Raw genomic sequence first — 17,988 nt, 5'->3', positions numbered from 1 at the left:
TCCTGATTGCAGGAGGAGAATTCCCATGCGCATCGCCAACCTCTCCGGCCGGCTCGTCCTGGTCACCGACAACGGCGCCGTCGACGTCGAAACGGTCAGCGACGGCAAGTTCGGGCCCGATCCGTCCACTGTGTATCGCGACTGGGCGGCCTTCGCGGCCTGGGCCGAATCGGCCTCCCTGCCCGCAGGGGAGCCCTTCGACCAGACGTCCCTCGGCGCACCGATCCCGGAGCCCGCCCAGGTGTTCGCGATCGGCCTGAACTACCGCGAGCACGCCATCGAGAGCGGGCTCGACTTCCCCGTCGAGCCACCGGTCTTCACCAAGTTCCGCAGTTCCCTTGCCGGGCCGGTCGGCGACCTCGCGCTGCCCGGTGACACCGTGGACTGGGAAGCCGAGCTGGTCGTCGTCATCGGCCGCGAAGCCCGCCATGTCGCCGCTGAAGACGCGTGGCAGTACGTCGCCGGGTTGACCCTCGGGCAGGACTACTCCGAGCGCACCCGGCAGCTCGTGCCGCCCGCGCCCCAGTTCAGTCTCGGCAAGTCCTTCCCCGGGTTCGCGCCGCTCGGCCCGGTCGTCGTGACCCTCGACGAGCTGGACGACCCCGCGGACCTGGAAATCGGCTGCGCCGTCAACGGGAAACAGATGCAGAAGGCCCGGACCAGCGACCTGATCTTCCCGATTCCGGTCCTGATCGAACGGCTGTCGGCGGTCTTGCCGCTGCTGCCGGGCGACCTGATCTTCACCGGCACGCCCAGCGGCGTGGGCGGCGGCCGGAACCCGAAGCGGTTCCTCTCCGCCGGGGACGAGGTCGTCACGTGGGCACAGGGAATCGGCGAGCTCCGCCAGCGGTGCGTGCCCGGCACTCCGCACACCACTGCATCCGCCTGAAACCGGTCAGGGAAGGAGAACCCGTCATGGCTCTGCACCGCCTCACCTCCATCACCGTCGGCGTGCCCGACGTCGGACAGACCGCCGCCTACTACACCGACTTCGGGCTCGCACCGCTCGGCGGGAACGCGTTCGCCACCGCCGACGGCGGGGAACAGTTCAAACTCGCGCACGCACCGCGGCGCCGCCTGCTCGAACTCGGCGTCGGCGCCGAAAACCCCGACGACCTCGACCGGATCGAGCACCGGATCCGCGCCCTCGACCTGCCCGTCGAGCGGACCGCCGACCGGCTCGTGACCGAAGAACCGATCGCCGGGTTCCGCGCCGTGATCTCGGTGGCGCCACGGATCGCGCAGCAGCCCGCCGACCCGGCCCCCTACAACGGACCCGGCCGGATCGACCGCGCGAACACCCGCGCACCGGGCATCCTGCGCGAAGGCCGGGTGACCCCGCGCAAACTCGGCCACGTCGTCATCGGCTCCACCGACCAGGCCGCGACCCAGCGGTTCTTCACCGAAGGCCTCGGGTTCAAGGTCAGCGACGCCGTCCCGTCGATCGCCGCGTTCATGCGCTGCTCGACCGACCACCACAACGTGCTGGTCCAGCAGGCGCCGGTGAACTTCCTGCACCACACCTCCTGGCAGGTCGAGGACATCGACGAGATCGGCCGCGGCGCGATGGCGATGCTGGAGGAGCATCCCGAGCGGCATGTCTGGGGCCTGGGCCGCCACCACGTCGGGTCGAACTTCTTCTGGTACCTCAAAGACCCGGCGGGCAACTTCTCCGAGTACTACTCCGACATCGACTGCATCGTCGACGACGCGCTCTGGACCCCCGGCACCTGGGAAGGCGCCCGAAGCCTGTTCAACTGGGGTCCGCCCCCGCCGCCGTCGTTCCTCATGCCCGAGGACGTCGCGGCGATGATGACCGGGGCCCACAATGCCGGCTGAGCCCGACGCGTGGACACCCGCGCCGGAAGCCGCAGCCCGCACGCGGATCGCCGCGTTCGTCCGGTGGCTGGCCGACCAGGACCATGACTTCGCCGACTACACCGCGCTCTGGCGCTGGTCGACCACCGAACTCGAACAGTTCTGGCAGGCCATCGCCGACTTCTACGACGTCCCGTTCCACACGCGGGCGACCAGGGTGCTGGCCGACGACAAGATGCCAGGCGCGACCTGGTTTCCCGGCGCCACGCTCAACTACGCCGACCAAGCGCTCCGCCACACCGGGGTCCAGACCGCGATCGTCGCCGTCTCCGAAGGCGGGCACCGGAACGAGGTGACCCGCGACGAACTCCGCGGCCAGGTCGCCTCCCTCGCGCACTGGCTCCGGCGGCAAGGAATCGGCCCGGGCGACCGCGTCGTCGGCTACCTCCCGAACATCACTGCCACCGTCGTCGCGTTCCTCGCCACGGCCGCTGTCGGCGCCATCTGGTCGGCCTGCTCCCCGGAGTACTCGCCCGAGGGCGCGGCCGACCGCCTCGGCCAGCTCGAACCCGCCGTGCTCTTCATCGCCGACGGCTACCGCTATGCAGGCAAAGAACACGACCGCTCCGCGCAGAACGACGAACTCCGCCGCCTGCTGCCCTCGGTCCGGGCCACCGTGTGGGTCCCGCACCTCGGCAGCACCCAGCCATCCGAGACCGCGCACTTCGACGCCCTCACCAGGGACGCGCACGACCTCGAAACGACCGCGGTGCCGTTCGACCACCCGCTGTGGGTGCTGTACTCCAGCGGCACCACCGGCCGGCCCAAGGGCATCGTCCACGGCCACGGCGGCGTCACCCTCGAACACCTCAAGTACCTCGGACTGCACACCGACCTGGACATCGGGTCTCGGTTCAGCTGGTACACCAGCACCAGCTGGATGATGTGGAACATCCAGGTCTCCGCCCTGCTGCTCGGGGCCACGGTCGTGCTCTACGACGGCAGCCCCAGCTGGCCGGGTCCCGACGCGCTGTGGCAGCTCGCCGCCGACGAGCAGCTGACCTTCCTCGGCACCAGCGCCGCCTACCTGATCGCCGCCCACAAGGCCGAAACCGATCTCGCCGCCCACCACCTCCGGCTGTCCGGCCTGGGCAGCACCGGTTCGCCGCTGCCCGCCGGCACGAGCCAATGGATCCACGAGACCTTGCCCGACACCTGGCTCGCCGCGGCCAGTGGCGGGACCGACATCGTCTCCGGCTTCGCCGGCGGCGTCCCCACGCTCCCCTCGTACCCGGGCGAAATGCAGGCCCGGATCCTCGGCGTCGCCCTCGAATCCTGGGACGGGCAAGGAAACGCCCGCACCGACGAGGTCGGCGAACTGGTCGTCACCCGGCCGATGCCGTCGATGCCGCTGTACTTCTGGAACGACCCCGACGGCGCGCGCTACCACGACGCCTACTTCTCCACCTACCCCGGCGTCTGGCGCCACGGCGACTGGACCACCGTCACCAGCCGCGGCGGCGTCATCGTCCACGGCCGCTCGGACGCCACCATGAACCGCTACGGCGTCCGCATGGGCAGCGCCGAAATCTACGAAGTCGTCGACCGGTTCGAGGAAATCGCCGACTCGCTCGTCGTCGGCGTCGAGGAACCCGACGGCGGCTACTGGATGCCCCTGTTCGTGGTGCCGGCACACGGGCACGACCTGCCTCCCGCCCTCGTCACCCGCATCCGCGACCGCATCCGGGCCGAAGTCTCACCCCGCCACGTGCCCGACCAGATCATCGGCGTGCCCGCACTGCCCCGCACCATGACCGGCAAGAGAATCGAAGTCCCCGTCAAGCGCATCCTCCAAGGAGCCGCCCCGGCCGGCGTCGTAAACCTCGCTGCCCTCGACAATGCCGACGCACTCGCGCAGTTCGCCACGATCGCGAGCAACCGGGCAGGGCGGGACGATTCGAGTGGAACCTCCGAACGAACGCACGCGCCTTGACCACCAGTCGTCGCAGCATTCGCGAAGGCAGCAGCACGACTTCCCACAACCTGACCCGGCCCGAGATCGTCGGGCAGCTGTCGGTCTCGCTCAACACCGTCAACACCCACAGCCGCCGGATCTGCGCCAGGCTCGGACCGGTCGGCGGCCGTCCAGCGCGGCCGCGAACTGCGGCTCCTGGCGACCGGTCGCGGCTGAGATCACCGCATCCCGGCGATGCCGGGTCACCTTCCCGGGCCGCTCGATGAGGTGATGGTGCCGTACCTGATCCGCGTCGACGGGTGCTCGGTCCGCCCCCGCTGACCGCGTTCCCGGCGCTGACATCCCGCAAGCAGGGCCTGGAACCGTGCTCACCGGGGACCTGCCGGACTCCTCGGCCCTGTACGGCGTTCTCGCCGAACTCGAGGCGCTCGGGTTCGACCTGATCGAGGTGCGGAGACTCCCGCGCCGATAGCTCAGGCAGCGGGCTGGTCACCGTGCACCGGGCGGCCGCCGACCAGGGTGTGCGTGGGCTCGAGGTCACGCAGGCCGTCGTCCGGGCAGCGGGTCGGGTCCTGGTCCCAGACGGTGAGGTCGGCGAAGCGGCCGGGAGTGAGCGTGCCGCGGAGGTGGGCTTCACCGAGCAGGCGCGCGGCGTAGGTGGTGTGCAGTGCGATGGCCTCGTCGCGGGTGATGGCGTGTTCCGGACCCTGGACGCCGATGACCGTCTGGCGGGTTGTCATGCCCCAGACCGAGCGCATGGCACCGAACCGGCCGACGGGGAAGTCGGAGCCGGCGGTGACGAGCGCACCCTGGTCGAGCCAGCCGCGGGCGGGGAACAGCGCGGCGACACGTTCCGGGCCCCAGAATTCCCGTTCGACTTCGGCGGTGTCGTGCAGCAGGGGCTGCTGGATGGTGACGGGGATGCCGAGCGCGACGGCGCGGGCGCGTTGTTCCGGGGCCGCCAGGCCGCCGTGCTCCATCACCAGGGTGCCGTCGGGAAGACCGGGGTTGTTCTCCAGCACGCGCTCGTAGACGTCCAGCAGGGTGCGCACGGCGCGGTCGCCGTAGGCGTGGGTGCCGACTCGCCAGCCGCGGCGGACGACGGCCTCGACGGCTTCGACCAGTGCGTCGGGTTCCCACATCAGGGTGCCGAAGAAGCTGTGGTCGCAGGCGTAGGGCTCTTCGGTGGCGCCGGCCTCCAAGCCGCCGTCAAGACCGAATTTCACGCCCCACACCTGCAGCCAGGGGTCGGCGGTGGACCGCCAGTCCGCCATGGTGTCGAGCAGGTCTTCCACCTCGGCCGCGCTGGTCAGCCCGAACGTCGCGATCAGGGCGCGGACGCGGGTGTGGAGCGCGCCGGCGTCCCGGGCGGCGCGAAGAACGGCGTAGTCGTGGGGGAAGACCGCGCAGTCACGGACCGTCCCGATCCCGGTGGCGGCGTACTGGCCGCTGGCGAGGCGAAGCCCGTCGATGCGGCCGGTGCGGTCCTCGGCGGGGACGAGTCGCTCCACCAGAGCCTGGGCGGTGTCGATCAGCCGGCCGTCGAGGCGTCCGTCGGCGTCGCGGCCGATCACCCCGCCGGGCGGGACGGGGGTGTCTTCGGTGATGCCCGCGAGGCGCAGCGCGTGGGTGTTGACGACGTCGTTGTGGCCGCCCCGCTTGACGAGCACAGGGTGGCGGTCGGTGGCCTGGTCGAGTTCCGCGGCGGTCGGCATGCGCCGTTCCGCGAGGGTGAATTCCTGCCAGTTGGTGGTCGTGCGGATCCACTGGCCGGCAGGGGTGACGGCGGCGCGCTGCCGGATCAGGTCCAGGAACTCGGCGATGGTGCGGGCCTCGTGCACGGGGACGTCGTGCGCGCTGAGGCCGGCGAAGATCAGGTGGGTGTGGGTGTCGTCGAACGCGGGCAGGACGGTGGCCCCTGGCAGGTCGAGAACCGCGGTGTGCGCGCCCACCCAGCCGTCGAGGCCGTCGGGCTTCGCGGAGACGGCGGCGATGCGATCGCCTCGCACCGCGACAGCTCGCTGCGGGTGTTGGCCCGGCACCAGGGTGTGCACCGCGGCGGCCCGGATCAGTACGTCGGCACCGTGCTCGGTCATGGTCTGCTCCCAGAATCGAGGTTTCCCGTCTTTTCTACGGCCGGAACGCAGGTTGACCGCCAACTGTCGGCGAGATATGCAGGAAACACGTCGGAATGAACGTCTAGGATGCAGATCATGCGACAGGAGCTGGACGATACGGAGCGCCGGATCGTGGCCGTGCTCCTCGCCTCGCCGCGCGCTTCGTGGCGGGAGATCGGCCGCTGCCTGGGGCTGTCGGAACGCACTGTCGTCCGGCGGGCGGCCCCGCTGTACGCCGACGGCACCTTGCGCGGCACCGTCGTGCGCAACCCGGCCTGCTTCCCGGGAACGGTCCCGATGGCCCTGCGGATCCGGTGCCGGCCGACCCGGATCCGCCAGGTGGCCGCCGTGTTGGCTCGCCGCGCCGACACCGTCTGGGTCGACATCCTCGGCGGCGGCGACGAGGTTTCCGCCATCTTCTTCCTCGACGGCGCCGAGGCCCGCAACGCCCTGCTGCTACGGGACCTGCCCGCGACCGAGGCCGTGCGCTCGTGGACCGCACACACCCTGCTTCGCGTCTTCCCGGTCGCGTTCCGCTGGACAGCCGGCCTCTTGTCCGCCGAGGAAACCGCGCAACTCATGCCGGATCCGCCGGTCACGCCGCCCGCGCCGCTCGACATCGACGCCGGCCTGCTGGCGGCGCTGGCCGAGAACTGCCGCATGACCTACACCGACCTGGCAAGCCAGGCCGGCGTCACCGCACTCACCGCCCGTAGGCGCCTCGACGTGCTTCTGCGCGGCCAGGTGGCCCGGCTGGCGACGGAGGTGGACCTCGCTCTGCTCGGCGTGCACGCCGAGGCGTTGCTGTGGATCGCCGTGCAACCAGGAGCGCTCGAGGAGACGGCGGAGGCACTCACCGCCCATCCGCAGGTCCGGTTCGTCGCGGCGACGACCGGCCCGGCCAATCTGCTGGTCGCCGTCGCCGCCACCGACCTCGACGCGGTCTACTCGTTCCTCGTCGCCACCATCGGACCGTTGGGCGGAATCACGGCGATCGAGACGACTCCGTTGCTGGCAACGGCGAAACGCACCGGTCTCGTCCGCCGCACCGCCCCCGTGCCCGGCTGACGGCCGGGCACGGAAGCCGCGTGGGCTGCGGCTTCCCCGTGACGGCCCGTGTGGTCCGCGGCCTCGACCAGGTCCGCGAACGTCCACAACGCGTGCGGGACGTGGGAAGCGAGCCGCCCGGGGGAGCTGATCGACGTCGTGGCGCAGTCCTCGACCACAGCTCGGCCTCGACCGTCCGCGCGGTCTCGGGTCGTCTCCGGCCCAACGCGTCCGCGACCGCGGCCGAACTGGCAGCCCGGCTCACCGGACACCCGGCCGCGACCCGGGTGCACTACCCGGGCCTCGAAGGCGGCCGCCCGAAGCAGATGCGTGGCGGCGGCCTGATGCTGTCGTTCGAAGTCGTGGGTGACCCGCACGCGGTCATCGAGCCCTTGTTTCTTGAGCAGGACGCCTGTGCTCCGGTCGCGGCGAGCGAGCGGGCGGAGACGAATGGGACCAGGCGTCCCTGCCGCCGTTGAAGTAAGCGTGGACGCGGCCGGTGCTGATCCGGGCCACCTTGGCGATGCGGGCCATGGCGATGGTGAATCTGGCGAGCTCGGCCTGCCCGGGCAACACGACCGCTCCCGGTCAATGCTCCTTTCGCAGGTCGCGGAGGGGCCTCAGCGCCGTCGCCAGCGAGTGCAGGTCGTCGAACATCCGTCCGGTGATCACTGGTGCCGGGTCGGTTGGTTGCAGCTCGAGGTTCTCGTCGAGGAGCTGGTGCACGGACGCGAAGTGCGGCCCTTCGACCGGGGTCATACCGACCGCGGAGACGACGGATTTGAGCATCTGGGTCGCGCGGGCGCCTCCGGCGGTGCCGCCGTAACCGACCAAGCCCACCGGCTTGTGCCGCCATTCGGTGAACAGGTAGTCGATCGCGTTCTTCAGTTGTGCGTTGAATCCGCTGTTGTACTCCGGGGTCACGAAGACGAAAGCGTCGCCCTCGGCGATCTTCGCGCTCCATTCCTTGGTGTGTGCGTGGACGTAGCGGCCCTCGCGGGGTGCGTAGGGCTCGTCCATGAATGGCAAGTTCACCGTCGAAAGATCGATCAGCTCGACTTCGGCGAACGCCCCGTGGGCCTTGGCCGAGGTTTCGAGCCATCGCGCCACGGACGGTCCCACCCGTCCGGGCCGGGTGCTGGCGATGATGATCTGCACTTTCGACGACATTCGGTCCGGCCTTTCCGAGGCAGTGGGTGTTGTCGGCCGGCGTCCGCCGCTCACGGCTCGGCCTCGATCGGGGTCTCCATGTGGCCGAGCCCGGTGATCTCCAGGCGGAGCGTGTCGCCGGGTTCCAGAAAGGCGGGTGGCTGCCTGCTTGTGCCGACGCCGCTCGGGGTCCCGGTCAGGATGACGTCACCCGGGTGCAGCGTCATGCAGTCGCTGACCGAGGCGATGATCGCCGCAACACCGAACACCATCTGCTCGGCGAGCGCGTCCTGACGAAGCTCACCGTTCACCCACGTCCGCAGGCGCAGCGTCGTGGGGTCGGGGACGCTGTCGGCGGTCAGCAGCCAGGGGCCGGCCGGGCAGAACGTGTCGGCGCCCTTGCCGCGCAGAATCTGCATGAACGCGGCACCCTTCCCGATGTCCTTGAGCATGAGGTCCCGTGCGGTCACGTCGTTGGCGATCATGTATCCGGCGACGTGCTCCAGCGCGCGAGCTTCGGGAATGCGGCGACCGCCGCGGCCGATCACCACCGCGATCTCGCACTCGTAGTCGAGGCCTTTCGATTCGCGCGGCCGGATGACGGGATCGCGCGGTCCGGCCAGGGACGATGCGGGTTTGAGGAACAGGATCGGCTCTGCGGGCAGTCCGGCGGCCGATCCGGTGATCTCCTTGACGTGGTCGGTGTAGTTCGCGCCGACGGCGACGATCGCGCCAGGGGTCGGTACCGGCGGACCGAAGCGAACAGCATCCGCGGCCAGTGTCGCCGTGCGGGGTGCGGTGATCAGATCGGTGATGCGTGGCTGGAGCGTGGAAAGGCGCGACAGGACCGTGGTCATGTCGGGTGCCGCGCCCGGGTCCAACTCGTTCAATAATGGGCGCAGCGGAACGATGGCTCCGTCGTCGCGCAGCGCTCCGGGCTGCTCTTGGCCGGGCTCGCCGAAGCTCACAAGCCTCACCGAAGCACCTCCTCGTGACGATCCAGGATCGCGTCGAGCACAGCTCCGACCTCGGCGACGGCTCGGGCTCCGGCCGCCGCGGAGGTGCGCCACGCGATGTGACCGTCCGGTCGGACCAAGCTGGCTCCGTCGGCCTCGACCCCGGCCGACTTTCCCCATGTCCCCGCAGGGTCCTGCAGTTCGGTGGCTCCGGTTTCCGGTCCCGAGGTGACCCGGAACGCGCGCAGGGGAACGCCACGGAGTCGAGCGGCTTCGCGGGCTGCGTCCGCCCAGCGCGCGCCGTCCTCGCCGGCGAACAGCGTGAACCGGCCTTCCACGAGATCCAGCGGAGACACCTCGACGCCGTTGCGGAGCACTGCGTGGTGCGGGACTCGCCGTCCCGGCGCGGCCGAGGGTTCGAACTCCGGATCTTGCTCCAGGCTCGGCGCCGGGACATCGGAAATCACCGCGGACGACGTGTAGGCGTATCCGATGTCTTGCCCGAGCCCGTCGAACTGCGGACGCTGCACCGGAATCCCACGGCGGATCCTGGCGCGCAGCGGACGCTCCGGAGCGTCGAACTCGGCCTCGAGCCCGGCCGCGAAGGCGTAGACCTGCGGGTCGAAGCCGGTCTCGGTCATCAGGTCCATGTTGCGCCAGGACTGTTTCGCGTTGAACTGCGCAATCGGCCTTCGTTCGGCCTCGTAGGAGTCGAGCAGTCCGGGACCGGCCCAGCCGGCGAGCACCGCGTGCACCTTCCAGGCCAGGTTGTGCGCATCCTGGATACTCGAGTTCATCCCGAAACCACCGGTCGGCGGGAAACGGTGCGCGGCGTCACCCAGCAGGAAGACGTTGCCGCGGCGCCAGTGCGCGGCCACCTTGGCGTCCATCTGCCACGACCGGACGCTTTCGACCTCCACCGCGAGATCCGGCACGCCGACCGCATCGCGGACCGCCTGCACGCAGCTTTCCGGGTCGGCGGCGTCCACTGTGGTCGCGCCGCCCGCCAGCACGCTGAAGTACCAGCGGTGCCTGCCGTCCCGGGCCGCGATCGTGCCGCTGGACCGGCTGTTCAGGACGAAATACAAGGCAGCGGGACGATCCCCGGCATACAGCTGCAGATCGGCGCGGAAGTCGATGTTGACGAAGGAGGCTCGCGCGTCCGGCCCGGCCAACACCACGCCCAGACACCTGCGGGTGAAGCTGCCCGCACCGTCGGCGCCCAGCACGTACCGGGCGCGGATCCGGGTCACCGCGCCGGTCACCTGGTCCTCGGCCGTCGCGACGATCCCGTCGTCGTCCTCGGTCAGGGACGTGATCTCGGTCGAGAGCCGGACTTCAGCGTTCGGATTGTGGTCGAGCCCGTCCAGCAGGACCGGCTCGATCTGGTCCTGCGGGCTGAAAACGACCTCCATCGGGGTCGCCGCACGCCGGGCACCACCGTCTTGCAGTTCGGCCATGCTGGTCCGTCCGAACTGCTCGCCGGCGAGCGTGTGCACCCACGCGAACTCGCCGCCGTCGCGTACCGGGAACGAGCGCCGGATGACGGCGTCGTCGATTCCCCAGGCGCGGAACAGTTCCATCGTCCGGATCCGGATGCCGGTCGCCCGCGGTAGCGTGCCCACCGCCGACCGGCGCTCCGCCAGGAGGCACCGGGTGCCCAGGCGTCCCAGAACATGAGCTGCGGTCAGGCCCGCCGGGCCCGCGCCGATCACGAGGACCGGGACCTCGATGTCGGCGGTCGCTCGGTCCACCCTCAGCTCCGCCGGGCGGTCAGGGACTCGAACGTCTCCCCGCCTCGCAGCCGGGTGAGCATGTCCTCGGGATCGAGGTCCGTGCCCCAGGGGTTGTTCTGGTAGAGCGGCCCGTTCATGAAATCGTCGACCTCCTCGGGGGTTTCGAACACATCGACCTGAGTCTCGATCGTGTTCCGGTCGGGGTCGGCGTAATAGATCGAGATGGTGGGCCCGTGGTTGACGGCCACCGTCGGCCGGATTCCGGCGGCCTTGAGTCGTTCGTAGTTTTCGAGCAAGGCTTCGAACGACTCGTAGGTGAAGGAAATGTGCTGCAGACCGACGGCCGGCCGCTCGTGCTCCTCGTAGTCGTCCAGCGCGACGATGCCGATCCGGTGGTGCTCGTCGTCGTACCGGAGGAAAGCCAGCTTTCCGTTGTCGAAGGCCGGCTCGGCGTTCAGGACGGTGCAGTACCAGTCGCGGAGCGCGGGAAGCTGGTTGGTCTGCAGGACCACGTGTGCCAGTTTGCTCGGTTTGCCCATGGGGGCCTCGTCTTTCGGAGTCGGTTCAGTCCGATGCAGGGGGACGGCGAGGATCCGCTCAGCCACCGCGAATCCGTCCACGGCCGCCGGAAGGCCGCAGTAGGGAACGGCTTGCAGGAGCAGCTCGCGAATCTCCTCGACCGTCACGCCGTTGGCGACCGCGCCTTCGACGTGGATGCCGATCTCGTGCCGGCGACCGAGTGCCACCAGGAAGGCCAGGGTGACCAGGCTGCGCTCCCGGCGGTCCAAGCCGGCCCGCGCCCAGATGTCGCCGTAGCAGTGCCGGGTCACGATGTCCTGCAGCTTGGCAGTGAATTCGGTTGCGGAGTCGGTCTGTTCTTCGGCGCCGGCCGGTCCGAACATCTCACGGCGGATGCGCAACCCACGCTCGTACAGCTCGTCTTCGTGCCATTGAGCTGATGCCATGCGGGGTCCTCCCGGGTAATCTGGACCGGAGATCGGACCTTCGAGTGTGGACGGCGATGACCGATGGCGGAAGACGGCACATCGTTGTGGGAAACGAACATCGGTGTTCGCGTGCCCGCACGGCCCGACGAGCGCAACGAATGGATGCGGGACGTTCTGGCCCGGGTCGACGACAAATGGGGCGTGGTGATCCTGTCCCTGCTCAAGGACGGGCCATTGCGGTATTCCGCGCTGTCCCGCCTGCTGCCCGGGGTGTCCCAGCGGATGGTCACCCTGAGCCTGCGCAAGCTCGAACGGGACGGCCTCATCGACCGCACGGTCACGCCGGCGACCCCACCGCAGGTCGAGTACGCGCTGACCGACGTCGGCAGCTCACTGGAGATCAAGCTCGAAGAACTGATCGGCTGGGCGCTCCAGCACGAGGACCACATCCGTCGCAGCCGTGCGCGCTACGACGCCGAGCACCCCGGGCAGTGACGAAGCGCTCGCGGCGGCCAGGGGCGCCGGCGCGGTTCCGGCCAACGGCGCCCCGGTCAAGGACGGCGCCGCCGGAATGCTCGGTGAACGGCGCGGTAGGCGTCGCACGCGCCCACCGGGCGAGCGTCAGGCCGCGGTCACTTTTGCGCGCGCAGGGCGATGGTCAGCGTGATGTCCACCCGGTCGCCGATCATGAACCTGGGCCAGGTGGCGACGCCGGCCGCCCGTCGGCTGATGCTTGTGGTGGCTGTGACGTCGGCCGTTTCGGGGTCGAGCCGGTCGATGGTCGCGATCAGAGTGACCGCGCTGCGCGTGCCGCGGACGGTGAGCACACCGTCGAGGTGCCAGGTGCCGGTTTCGCCCGGCTTGATCGCTGTCGCGATGAACGACAGTGTCGGGTGTGTCGCCGCGTCCAGGAAGGTGGCGCTGCGGATGTGGTCGTCGCGGTGCTGGTTTCCGCTGGCGAAGCCGGTCGCGTCAAGGGTGGCGGTGACGCTGTCCGGGGTGCCGTCCGGATCGATGCGCACCGCGCCTTCGAGGATCGGGAACGCGCCGCGCACGGTCTTGACCAGCATCTTGCGGACGGCGAACTCGGCGGAGCTCGTGGTCGGATCGACGGTCCAGGTGCCGGGCCGGGTTGTCACGGACATGGGGTCTCCATCGGTGAGGGCTGCCCGGGACGGCAGCACCGTTAAAAACAGAGTACCGCTCTGCTTTTATTCCGGAAGCCTTCGACCACGTAGGCTTCATGCGTGGAGCCAGCACCTCGTACTCGCACCCGGCGCCGCACCGGCAGCTACCACGCGGCGGACGGCAAGCGGATCGCCATCGTGGAGACGGCGACCCGCCTGTTCGCCGAGCACGGCTTCCACGAGACACCGGTTGCCCGGATCGCGGCCGAAGCCGGAACGTCGCAAACCGGCCTGTTGCACCACTTCAACGGCAAGGATGCGCTGCTACTGGCGGTCCTGCGGGCGAAGGACATCGACTGGGCGTCGCGCTTCAGCGACCCACAGCTGGGCCTGCGGGTGCTGCTGGGTCACGTCCTGGAGGTACTGGCGGACGAGGTGGCGCAGCCGGGCCTCACCCGCCTGTTCGTGACCACCGCCGCCGCGGCCACAGTGCCCGGCCATCCGGCCGCCTCCTATTTCGCGCAGCGCTATCAGCTCATGTGCCAGAACAACGCCGAGGCCGTCCGGGCTTCGATCGCGGCCGGGGACATCCGGTCCGGCGTCGACCCGGTCGGCCTCGGCCGGTCGCTGGTGGCGATCACCGACGGGCTGAAGGCGCAGTGGTTGCTCTCACCCGCATGGGACCTGCCGGCGCTGTGCCGAGCCCACTTCGACATCACGCTGCGCGGCATCAGCCCGGACGGTCGCGGGCTCTAGCGCGAGCCGGATCACTTCGCCGTCGCACCGGCGGCCAGCGCCTGGCCGGCGAAATACGTGCGGGCGCCCATCATCATGGCGGGCATGTGGTCGGCCATCAGCTTCCCGCGGTGCGGTGCGTTGTCGAAACGCGGGTCGAGCTGGAACTCCGCGGCGAGCGAGAACCAGGTGAGCGGCACGACTCCGAGCTGCACCATGCGCGTGATCGCGGTCTCGTGAGCCTCGCGGGACGTGCTCGCCGTCGCGTCGACCACCAGGTGCGGTTCGTAGCCGGCCCGCAGGGCGCCGAGCACGGTCTGCAGCACGCAGCCGTCCGTCGCGACGCCGCCGATCACCAGCTTCTTGCGGCCGGTCGCCGCGACCGCCGCGGCGAAATCCTCGTCGAGGAAGCTGTTGAACTGGGTCGCGCGCTCGATCACCGGCCGGTCGCCGATGACGTCGAGCAGCTCCGGGTACAGCGGCCCGGACGGCTTGCTCGGCAGCCCGTTGGTCACCACGAGACCGCTGCCGTAGAGGACCGCCGTCTTGGCCAAGCCGACGACGTTGTTGAGGTGCTGGGACAGGTCGTGCGAGCCGAGGATGGTGGCAAATCCGACGGCGTAGTCGACGAGCACGATCGTGGTGTTGTCCGGGGTCAGGGCTTCGAGTGACATCGTCGTTCCTCCGGTGATGGGCTGGTTGACACGTGGGCAACACGATGTGAAGATGACGCCATCTTCACCTTTAGGAGTTGTGGTGGCCGAGACGACCAGGGGCGAGCGGACCGAGGCGGCGTTGAAGGACGCCGCCCGCAGGCTGCTGGTGTCCAGGAGCTACGCGGAGATCAAGGTCACCGACATCACCTCCGAGGCCGGCAAGGCAGCAGGGGTGTTCTACCGCTACTTCACCGACAAGGACGCGCTGTTGCGGGCGCTCGCGGCGGACTTCGACGAGGCGTTGCACACCGTGGTCGTGGAGCACATGGGTGAGGACCACACCTTGGCGACGGTCGGGGACATCCGGGCTCATGTCGAGGCGTTCTGGGCCACCTACGAGCGCTACCTGCCCGAACGGCGGGGCATCCTCCAGGCGTCCATGCTGAGCTCGGAGTTCGAGCGGTTCCACCACGGACTGCGTGATCGGCAGGTTGACGTGTGGGCCGATCACATCCTGGCCACCCCGGCCTGGGCCGAGGTGCCCACCGAGCGCGCACGGATGGCGGCGTTGGCGGTGGTGTGCCTGCTGGAGTCCTTCTGCTATAGCCAGTTCGCCGAGGACGGGACCGCTCCCGACGCCGACGTGGCGGTCGAGACCCTCACCTCGCTGATCGCCACCGGCCTGCTCGGGCCGCCTCGGAAGCGCGGCGGTCACGGCCGGTCGAGGTGACGGTGCAGGAACGCGGTGATGATGCCCATGGTGGTCGTGCTCGACCAGGGCAGTCCGCTGTCGGGGTGGCCGAGGAACGCGATGTCGCCGTGGTTGGCGCCCTCCAGGAGGTAACGGGTGCTGTCCGCGCCCGCGGCGAGCAGGGCCTGGTGCAGGTGCTGGGTCTGGCTGGGCGAGATGAGCATGTCCTTGCTGCCGTGGAGCAGCAGGAACGGCGGGGTCGCCGCGCTCGCGTATGTCGCCGGGTCGGCCGCGGTGACCTCCTCGGGAATCTCCGGCAGGGCCGCGCCCGGGGCGCCCAGGTAGGCTGAGAAATGGGTGACGGTGTCGCGGAAGTGCGCTTGGAACGCGGCGTCGAAGTCGGCGCCGACCGTGGCGAGGTCGGAGGCGCCGAAGCTGTCGACCACCGCGTCCACCCGGCCCCCGGACCCCGGTCCGGCGCCGAACCGCGCCAGTTCGTTGGTGACGCCGGTCATGGCCGCGACGTAGCCGCCGGCCGATTCGCCCCAGACACCGACTGCACGCGGGTCGATTCCGTAGTCGTCGGCGTGTCCCCGCAGGTAGGCGATGGCGGCGTGGACGTCGCGGACCGAGTCTGCGTAGGTCGCGTTGTCGCTCGCCGTCCGGTATTCGACGCTCGCGACCACGAAGCCGGATTCGGCGACGAACGTGCGCAGCACGGGAGCGTTGGCTTTGTTGGCCATGATGAAGCCGCCGCCGGGAAGGTAGACCAGCAGGGGGAGCCGTTCGTCGCTCGCCGGGCGCAGAAGATCCAGCGACAGGGTTCGGGGGGTGGTGCGGTAGACGATGTCGTCGTACCGGCGCAGTTCGACGGCGCCGACGCCGATCTGCTCGCCCGGCCGGGGGTCCAGCAGGGCGGTGTCGGTGGTGTCGGCCGGCGCGATGTCGGTCGCGATCGGGAGCGGGAACGCGGGAAGTGGCTGGCTCGGGACGGTCATGGCGCCGACCTTTCGTGGGGTTTCATGGCGTGACGAAGAAGTTGTGCAGGAGCCGGTTCGTCAGCTCAGGCCGGGTGGCTAAGGCGAAGTGGTCGGCGCCGGGCAGCTCGGCGAGCAGGGCGTTCGGGATGGCGGTGCGCATCTGCAGCGCGACGTCGAGCGGCACCTCCCGGCCCAGGGCGCTGCTGAGCAGAAGGGTCGGCGCCACGATCTTCGCCAGGTCGGCGCGATGATCGTCCGCCGCGATGTCGGTGAAGAAGCCGAGCAGGGTACCGACGCCGGCCTGACGGCTCATCGAACGGAACCACGCGGCGAGTTCGGCGCTGCGTTCCGGTGAGACGTCGGCGAAGACGTCGTCCGGGTGCAGCACGGCGTCGGTCAGCGCCTCGATCCCGCCTCGCGCCGCCGTTTGGGTGAAGTGGCCGATGGCGGCGGCGTCGAAGCCGTAGGGCCAGTCTTCGCCGCGCCGGAACTTCGGCGAGCCGTTGAGTACCGCCAGCTTCCCGACCAGTTCCGGGTGCTGCGCGGCGAAGCGCAGGGCGACATGCCCGCCCGAGGCGAACCCGACCAGCATCGGGTCATGCAGCCGCAATCGAGTGATCAGCTCCGCCAGGTCCTGGACGTAGAGCGCGGTGATGCTATCCACAGTGGACGGGAGCTTGTCGGAAGCTCCGTAGCCGCGCAGGTCGAGGAACACGTTGCGGGCGTCGCGGTCGAAGAACTCCTGCTGCGCCGCCCAGGAGCGCGAGTCCAACGGCAGGCCGTGCACCCAGATGATCGGCCGCAGTCCCGAACCGCTCTCGTAGTAGGCGATTCGGCCGGCCTCGACGTCGAGGAAGCGCGCCTGGTCCAGCTCCAGCACGATCACGAGAGGCCCCGGGGATAGGTGACTCCGTCCAGACCGGGCACGACGACCTTGGCGGGATCGTTGCCGGCGGCCACGAGCTGGCTGACCGCGTAATCGGTCACGCAGCCGGACAACAGCTGGCGCGGGTCTTCCAGGACCATGCGCAGCCGGGCGACCAGCGCGGGCCAGTCGTCCGGTCCGTGGATGACCGGCATTTCGCTGATCTCGGCGACCCCGGCGGCCGCGAGATCCGGCACGTCGGCTTGGCCCGGGGTGAAGCGCGGCTGCTCGGGAAACATCAGCTCGCCCAGTTCCACGATGCCGCGGGTGGAGAACCAGATGCGGCGCAACGGCTCCTCCAACGCGATCACCTCGGACAGGTCGCCGCCGACGGGGGTGGCGAAGGTGGGCGCGTGCGGCGCCAGGTACATCCGCTCCAGCGGGAGCCGGTAGCGCGACGCTCCGCGCACCATCGTGGCGATGCTCGAGGTGTTCCAGGTGACCCCGGCCGTCGGACGCCCTTGCTGGCCGGCGATGACCACCATCGCCCGGTCCCAGTCGACGTCCTGCTCGTCGAACCAGCGCAGGATGCGGAAGGAGATGTCCATGCCGGCGAGGAAGAACGTCGCGATCATCATCCGGTTGGCACCGACCGCGCCGCCGTCCAGGTAGTCCGACCGCAGGGTGCGTTCGTTCAGGTAGCCGGCATCGGCCAGCGCGGCGCGCAGGTAGCGGGCGGTGACCGCGCAGCTGTAGTCGACCATGTCGGCGATCGCCTGTTCCCGGCCCCGATACGCCTCGACCGCGATGGTGTCCCGCCACAGTTCGACGCTGTTCGCGGCCCGGGACCGGTCCACCTGGGACAGCAGGCGCTGCGCCTCGGCCCGCCAGCTACTGTCGCCGTACCGCTGTTTGAGCTGGACCAGGCTGGCCACCGCCGGGCCGAGGTGGGAGATACCCGCAAGTTCCTTGAAACCGCGCGTGGAGAACCTGAATCCCTCGACCGTCGGCGGTTTGCCGTCGCCGGGGTAGAGCGCGAAATCGGCGGAGGTGGCGACGATCAGCGGGTCGGCCGCACCGTGCTCGGTCGCGGTGCGCGTGAGGTGCGCGCCGAGGCTGTCGGCCGCGGCCGTGTAGGTGGTGAACAGGTCGACGAGCTCGGGGCTCTGGTTGTCGGGCATGGCGTGGT

At 69.9% G+C, this 17,988-nt stretch carries 18 protein-coding genes; 8 read left to right on the top strand and 10 right to left on the bottom strand.

The features are described from left to right. Window positions 1-25 precede the first annotated feature (25 nt). The 3 genes from ACYVLJ_RS30050 to ACYVLJ_RS30040 are packed head-to-tail and all read left to right on the top strand — an operon-like array spanning window position 26 to window position 3,811. Window positions 26-889 carry a fumarylacetoacetate hydrolase family protein gene (locus tag ACYVLJ_RS30050; protein ID WP_460441194.1) on the top strand — a complete coding sequence of 288 codons (864 nt, stop codon included), beginning with the start codon at window positions 26-28 and terminating at the stop codon, window positions 887-889. A 26-nt stretch (window positions 890-915) separates the two neighbouring features. Then, window positions 916-1,839: a VOC family protein gene (locus ACYVLJ_RS30045; protein WP_460441193.1), complete on the top strand. Its 924-nt coding sequence runs from the start codon at window positions 916-918 to the stop codon at window positions 1,837-1,839. Beyond that, window positions 1,829-3,811, top strand: coding sequence for an acetoacetate--CoA ligase (locus tag ACYVLJ_RS30040; RefSeq protein WP_460441192.1), 1,983 nt, complete (start codon window positions 1,829-1,831; stop codon window positions 3,809-3,811). The genes ACYVLJ_RS30045 and ACYVLJ_RS30040 overlap by 11 nt, the downstream gene beginning before the upstream one ends. 455 nt (window positions 3,812-4,266) lie before the next feature. Here ACYVLJ_RS30040 and ACYVLJ_RS30035 read toward each other — a convergent pair whose 3' ends face one another. Then, window positions 4,267-5,889 (bottom strand): amidohydrolase, encoded by a 1,623-nt coding sequence (locus tag ACYVLJ_RS30035; RefSeq protein WP_460441191.1) that lies wholly within the window; start codon window positions 5,887-5,889, stop codon window positions 4,267-4,269. A 117-nt stretch (window positions 5,890-6,006) separates the two neighbouring features. On the opposite strand from ACYVLJ_RS30035, the gene ACYVLJ_RS30030 reads away from it, so the two are divergent. Together ACYVLJ_RS30030 and ACYVLJ_RS30025 are read left to right on the top strand one after the other, a co-directional pair. Continuing rightward, complete coding sequence (locus ACYVLJ_RS30030; protein ID WP_460441190.1) at window positions 6,007-6,978, top strand: Lrp/AsnC family transcriptional regulator; 972 nt, start codon at window positions 6,007-6,009, stop codon at window positions 6,976-6,978. A gap of 38 nt (window positions 6,979-7,016) precedes the next feature. Beyond that, entirely contained in the window at window positions 7,017-7,436 is a 420-nt protein-coding gene (locus ACYVLJ_RS30025; RefSeq protein ID WP_460441189.1) for a hypothetical protein, read from the top strand. Window positions 7,437-7,545: 109 nt separating this feature from the next. Here the strand turns inward: ACYVLJ_RS30025 and ACYVLJ_RS30020 are convergent, their stop codons facing one another. The 4 genes from ACYVLJ_RS30020 to ACYVLJ_RS30005 form a co-directional block, all read right to left on the bottom strand. Continuing rightward, window positions 7,546-8,115 (bottom strand): NADPH-dependent FMN reductase, encoded by a 570-nt coding sequence (locus tag ACYVLJ_RS30020; RefSeq protein WP_460441188.1) that lies wholly within the window; start codon window positions 8,113-8,115, stop codon window positions 7,546-7,548. Between the two features lie 62 nt (window positions 8,116-8,177). Next, complete coding sequence (locus ACYVLJ_RS30015; protein WP_460441187.1) at window positions 8,178-9,083, bottom strand: fumarylacetoacetate hydrolase family protein; 906 nt, start codon at window positions 9,081-9,083, stop codon at window positions 8,178-8,180. Beyond that, window positions 9,080-10,777: an FAD-dependent monooxygenase gene (locus ACYVLJ_RS30010; protein ID WP_460441458.1), complete on the bottom strand. Its 1,698-nt coding sequence runs from the start codon at window positions 10,775-10,777 to the stop codon at window positions 9,080-9,082. The genes ACYVLJ_RS30015 and ACYVLJ_RS30010 overlap by 4 nt, the downstream gene beginning before the upstream one ends. Window positions 10,778-10,818: 41 nt before the next feature. After that, on the bottom strand, window positions 10,819-11,763 hold the full coding sequence (locus tag ACYVLJ_RS30005) for a carboxymuconolactone decarboxylase family protein (protein WP_460441186.1): 945 nt from the start codon (window positions 11,761-11,763) through the stop codon (window positions 10,819-10,821). A 111-nt stretch (window positions 11,764-11,874) separates the two neighbouring features. Here ACYVLJ_RS30005 and ACYVLJ_RS30000 point away from each other — a divergent pair, with 111 nt between their 5' ends. Continuing rightward, window positions 11,875-12,240 carry a winged helix-turn-helix transcriptional regulator gene (locus ACYVLJ_RS30000; protein WP_460441185.1) on the top strand — a complete coding sequence of 122 codons (366 nt, stop codon included), beginning with the start codon at window positions 11,875-11,877 and terminating at the stop codon, window positions 12,238-12,240. 137 nt (window positions 12,241-12,377) lie between these two features. On the opposite strand, the gene ACYVLJ_RS29995 is transcribed toward ACYVLJ_RS30000, so the two are convergent. Further along, the gene (locus ACYVLJ_RS29995) at window positions 12,378-12,890 is read right to left on the bottom strand and encodes a YceI family protein (protein ID WP_460441184.1); all 513 of its coding nucleotides are present in this window, start codon (window positions 12,888-12,890) and stop codon (window positions 12,378-12,380) included. Window positions 12,891-12,992: 102 nt separating this feature from the next. Here ACYVLJ_RS29995 and ACYVLJ_RS29990 point away from each other — a divergent pair, with 102 nt between their 5' ends. Next, the gene (locus ACYVLJ_RS29990; RefSeq protein WP_460441183.1) at window positions 12,993-13,628 is read left to right on the top strand and encodes a TetR/AcrR family transcriptional regulator; all 636 of its coding nucleotides are present in this window, start codon (window positions 12,993-12,995) and stop codon (window positions 13,626-13,628) included. A gap of 11 nt (window positions 13,629-13,639) precedes the next feature. Here the strand turns inward: ACYVLJ_RS29990 and ACYVLJ_RS29985 are convergent, their stop codons facing one another. Continuing rightward, window positions 13,640-14,281 (bottom strand): cysteine hydrolase family protein, encoded by a 642-nt coding sequence (locus ACYVLJ_RS29985; protein ID WP_460441182.1) that lies wholly within the window; start codon window positions 14,279-14,281, stop codon window positions 13,640-13,642. 82 nt (window positions 14,282-14,363) lie between these two features. Between ACYVLJ_RS29985 and ACYVLJ_RS29980 the strand changes: the two genes are divergently transcribed. Continuing rightward, window positions 14,364-14,993 carry a TetR/AcrR family transcriptional regulator gene (locus ACYVLJ_RS29980; RefSeq protein ID WP_460441181.1) on the top strand — a complete coding sequence of 210 codons (630 nt, stop codon included), beginning with the start codon at window positions 14,364-14,366 and terminating at the stop codon, window positions 14,991-14,993. On the opposite strand, the gene ACYVLJ_RS29975 is transcribed toward ACYVLJ_RS29980, so the two are convergent. The 3 genes from ACYVLJ_RS29975 to ACYVLJ_RS29965 are packed head-to-tail and all read right to left on the bottom strand — an operon-like array spanning window position 14,975 to window position 17,980. Next, window positions 14,975-15,952, bottom strand: a complete 978-nt coding sequence (locus ACYVLJ_RS29975; protein ID WP_460441180.1) for an alpha/beta hydrolase fold domain-containing protein — start codon at window positions 15,950-15,952, stop codon at window positions 14,975-14,977. The two genes, ACYVLJ_RS29980 and ACYVLJ_RS29975, sit on opposite strands and share 19 nt — an antisense overlap. A gap of 22 nt (window positions 15,953-15,974) precedes the next feature. After that, window positions 15,975-16,820: an alpha/beta fold hydrolase gene (locus tag ACYVLJ_RS29970; protein ID WP_460441179.1), complete on the bottom strand. Its 846-nt coding sequence runs from the start codon at window positions 16,818-16,820 to the stop codon at window positions 15,975-15,977. Continuing rightward, the gene (locus tag ACYVLJ_RS29965) at window positions 16,817-17,980 is read right to left on the bottom strand and encodes a DUF5624 domain-containing protein (RefSeq protein WP_460441178.1); all 1,164 of its coding nucleotides are present in this window, start codon (window positions 17,978-17,980) and stop codon (window positions 16,817-16,819) included. The genes ACYVLJ_RS29970 and ACYVLJ_RS29965 overlap by 4 nt, the downstream gene beginning before the upstream one ends. Between the last annotated feature and the right edge of the window lie 8 nt (window positions 17,981-17,988).

It is taken from the genome of Amycolatopsis stemonae (assembly GCF_054781455.1).
Note: the sequence above shows the minus strand (reverse complement) of the source record. Positions and strands in the feature narration are given on the sequence as shown.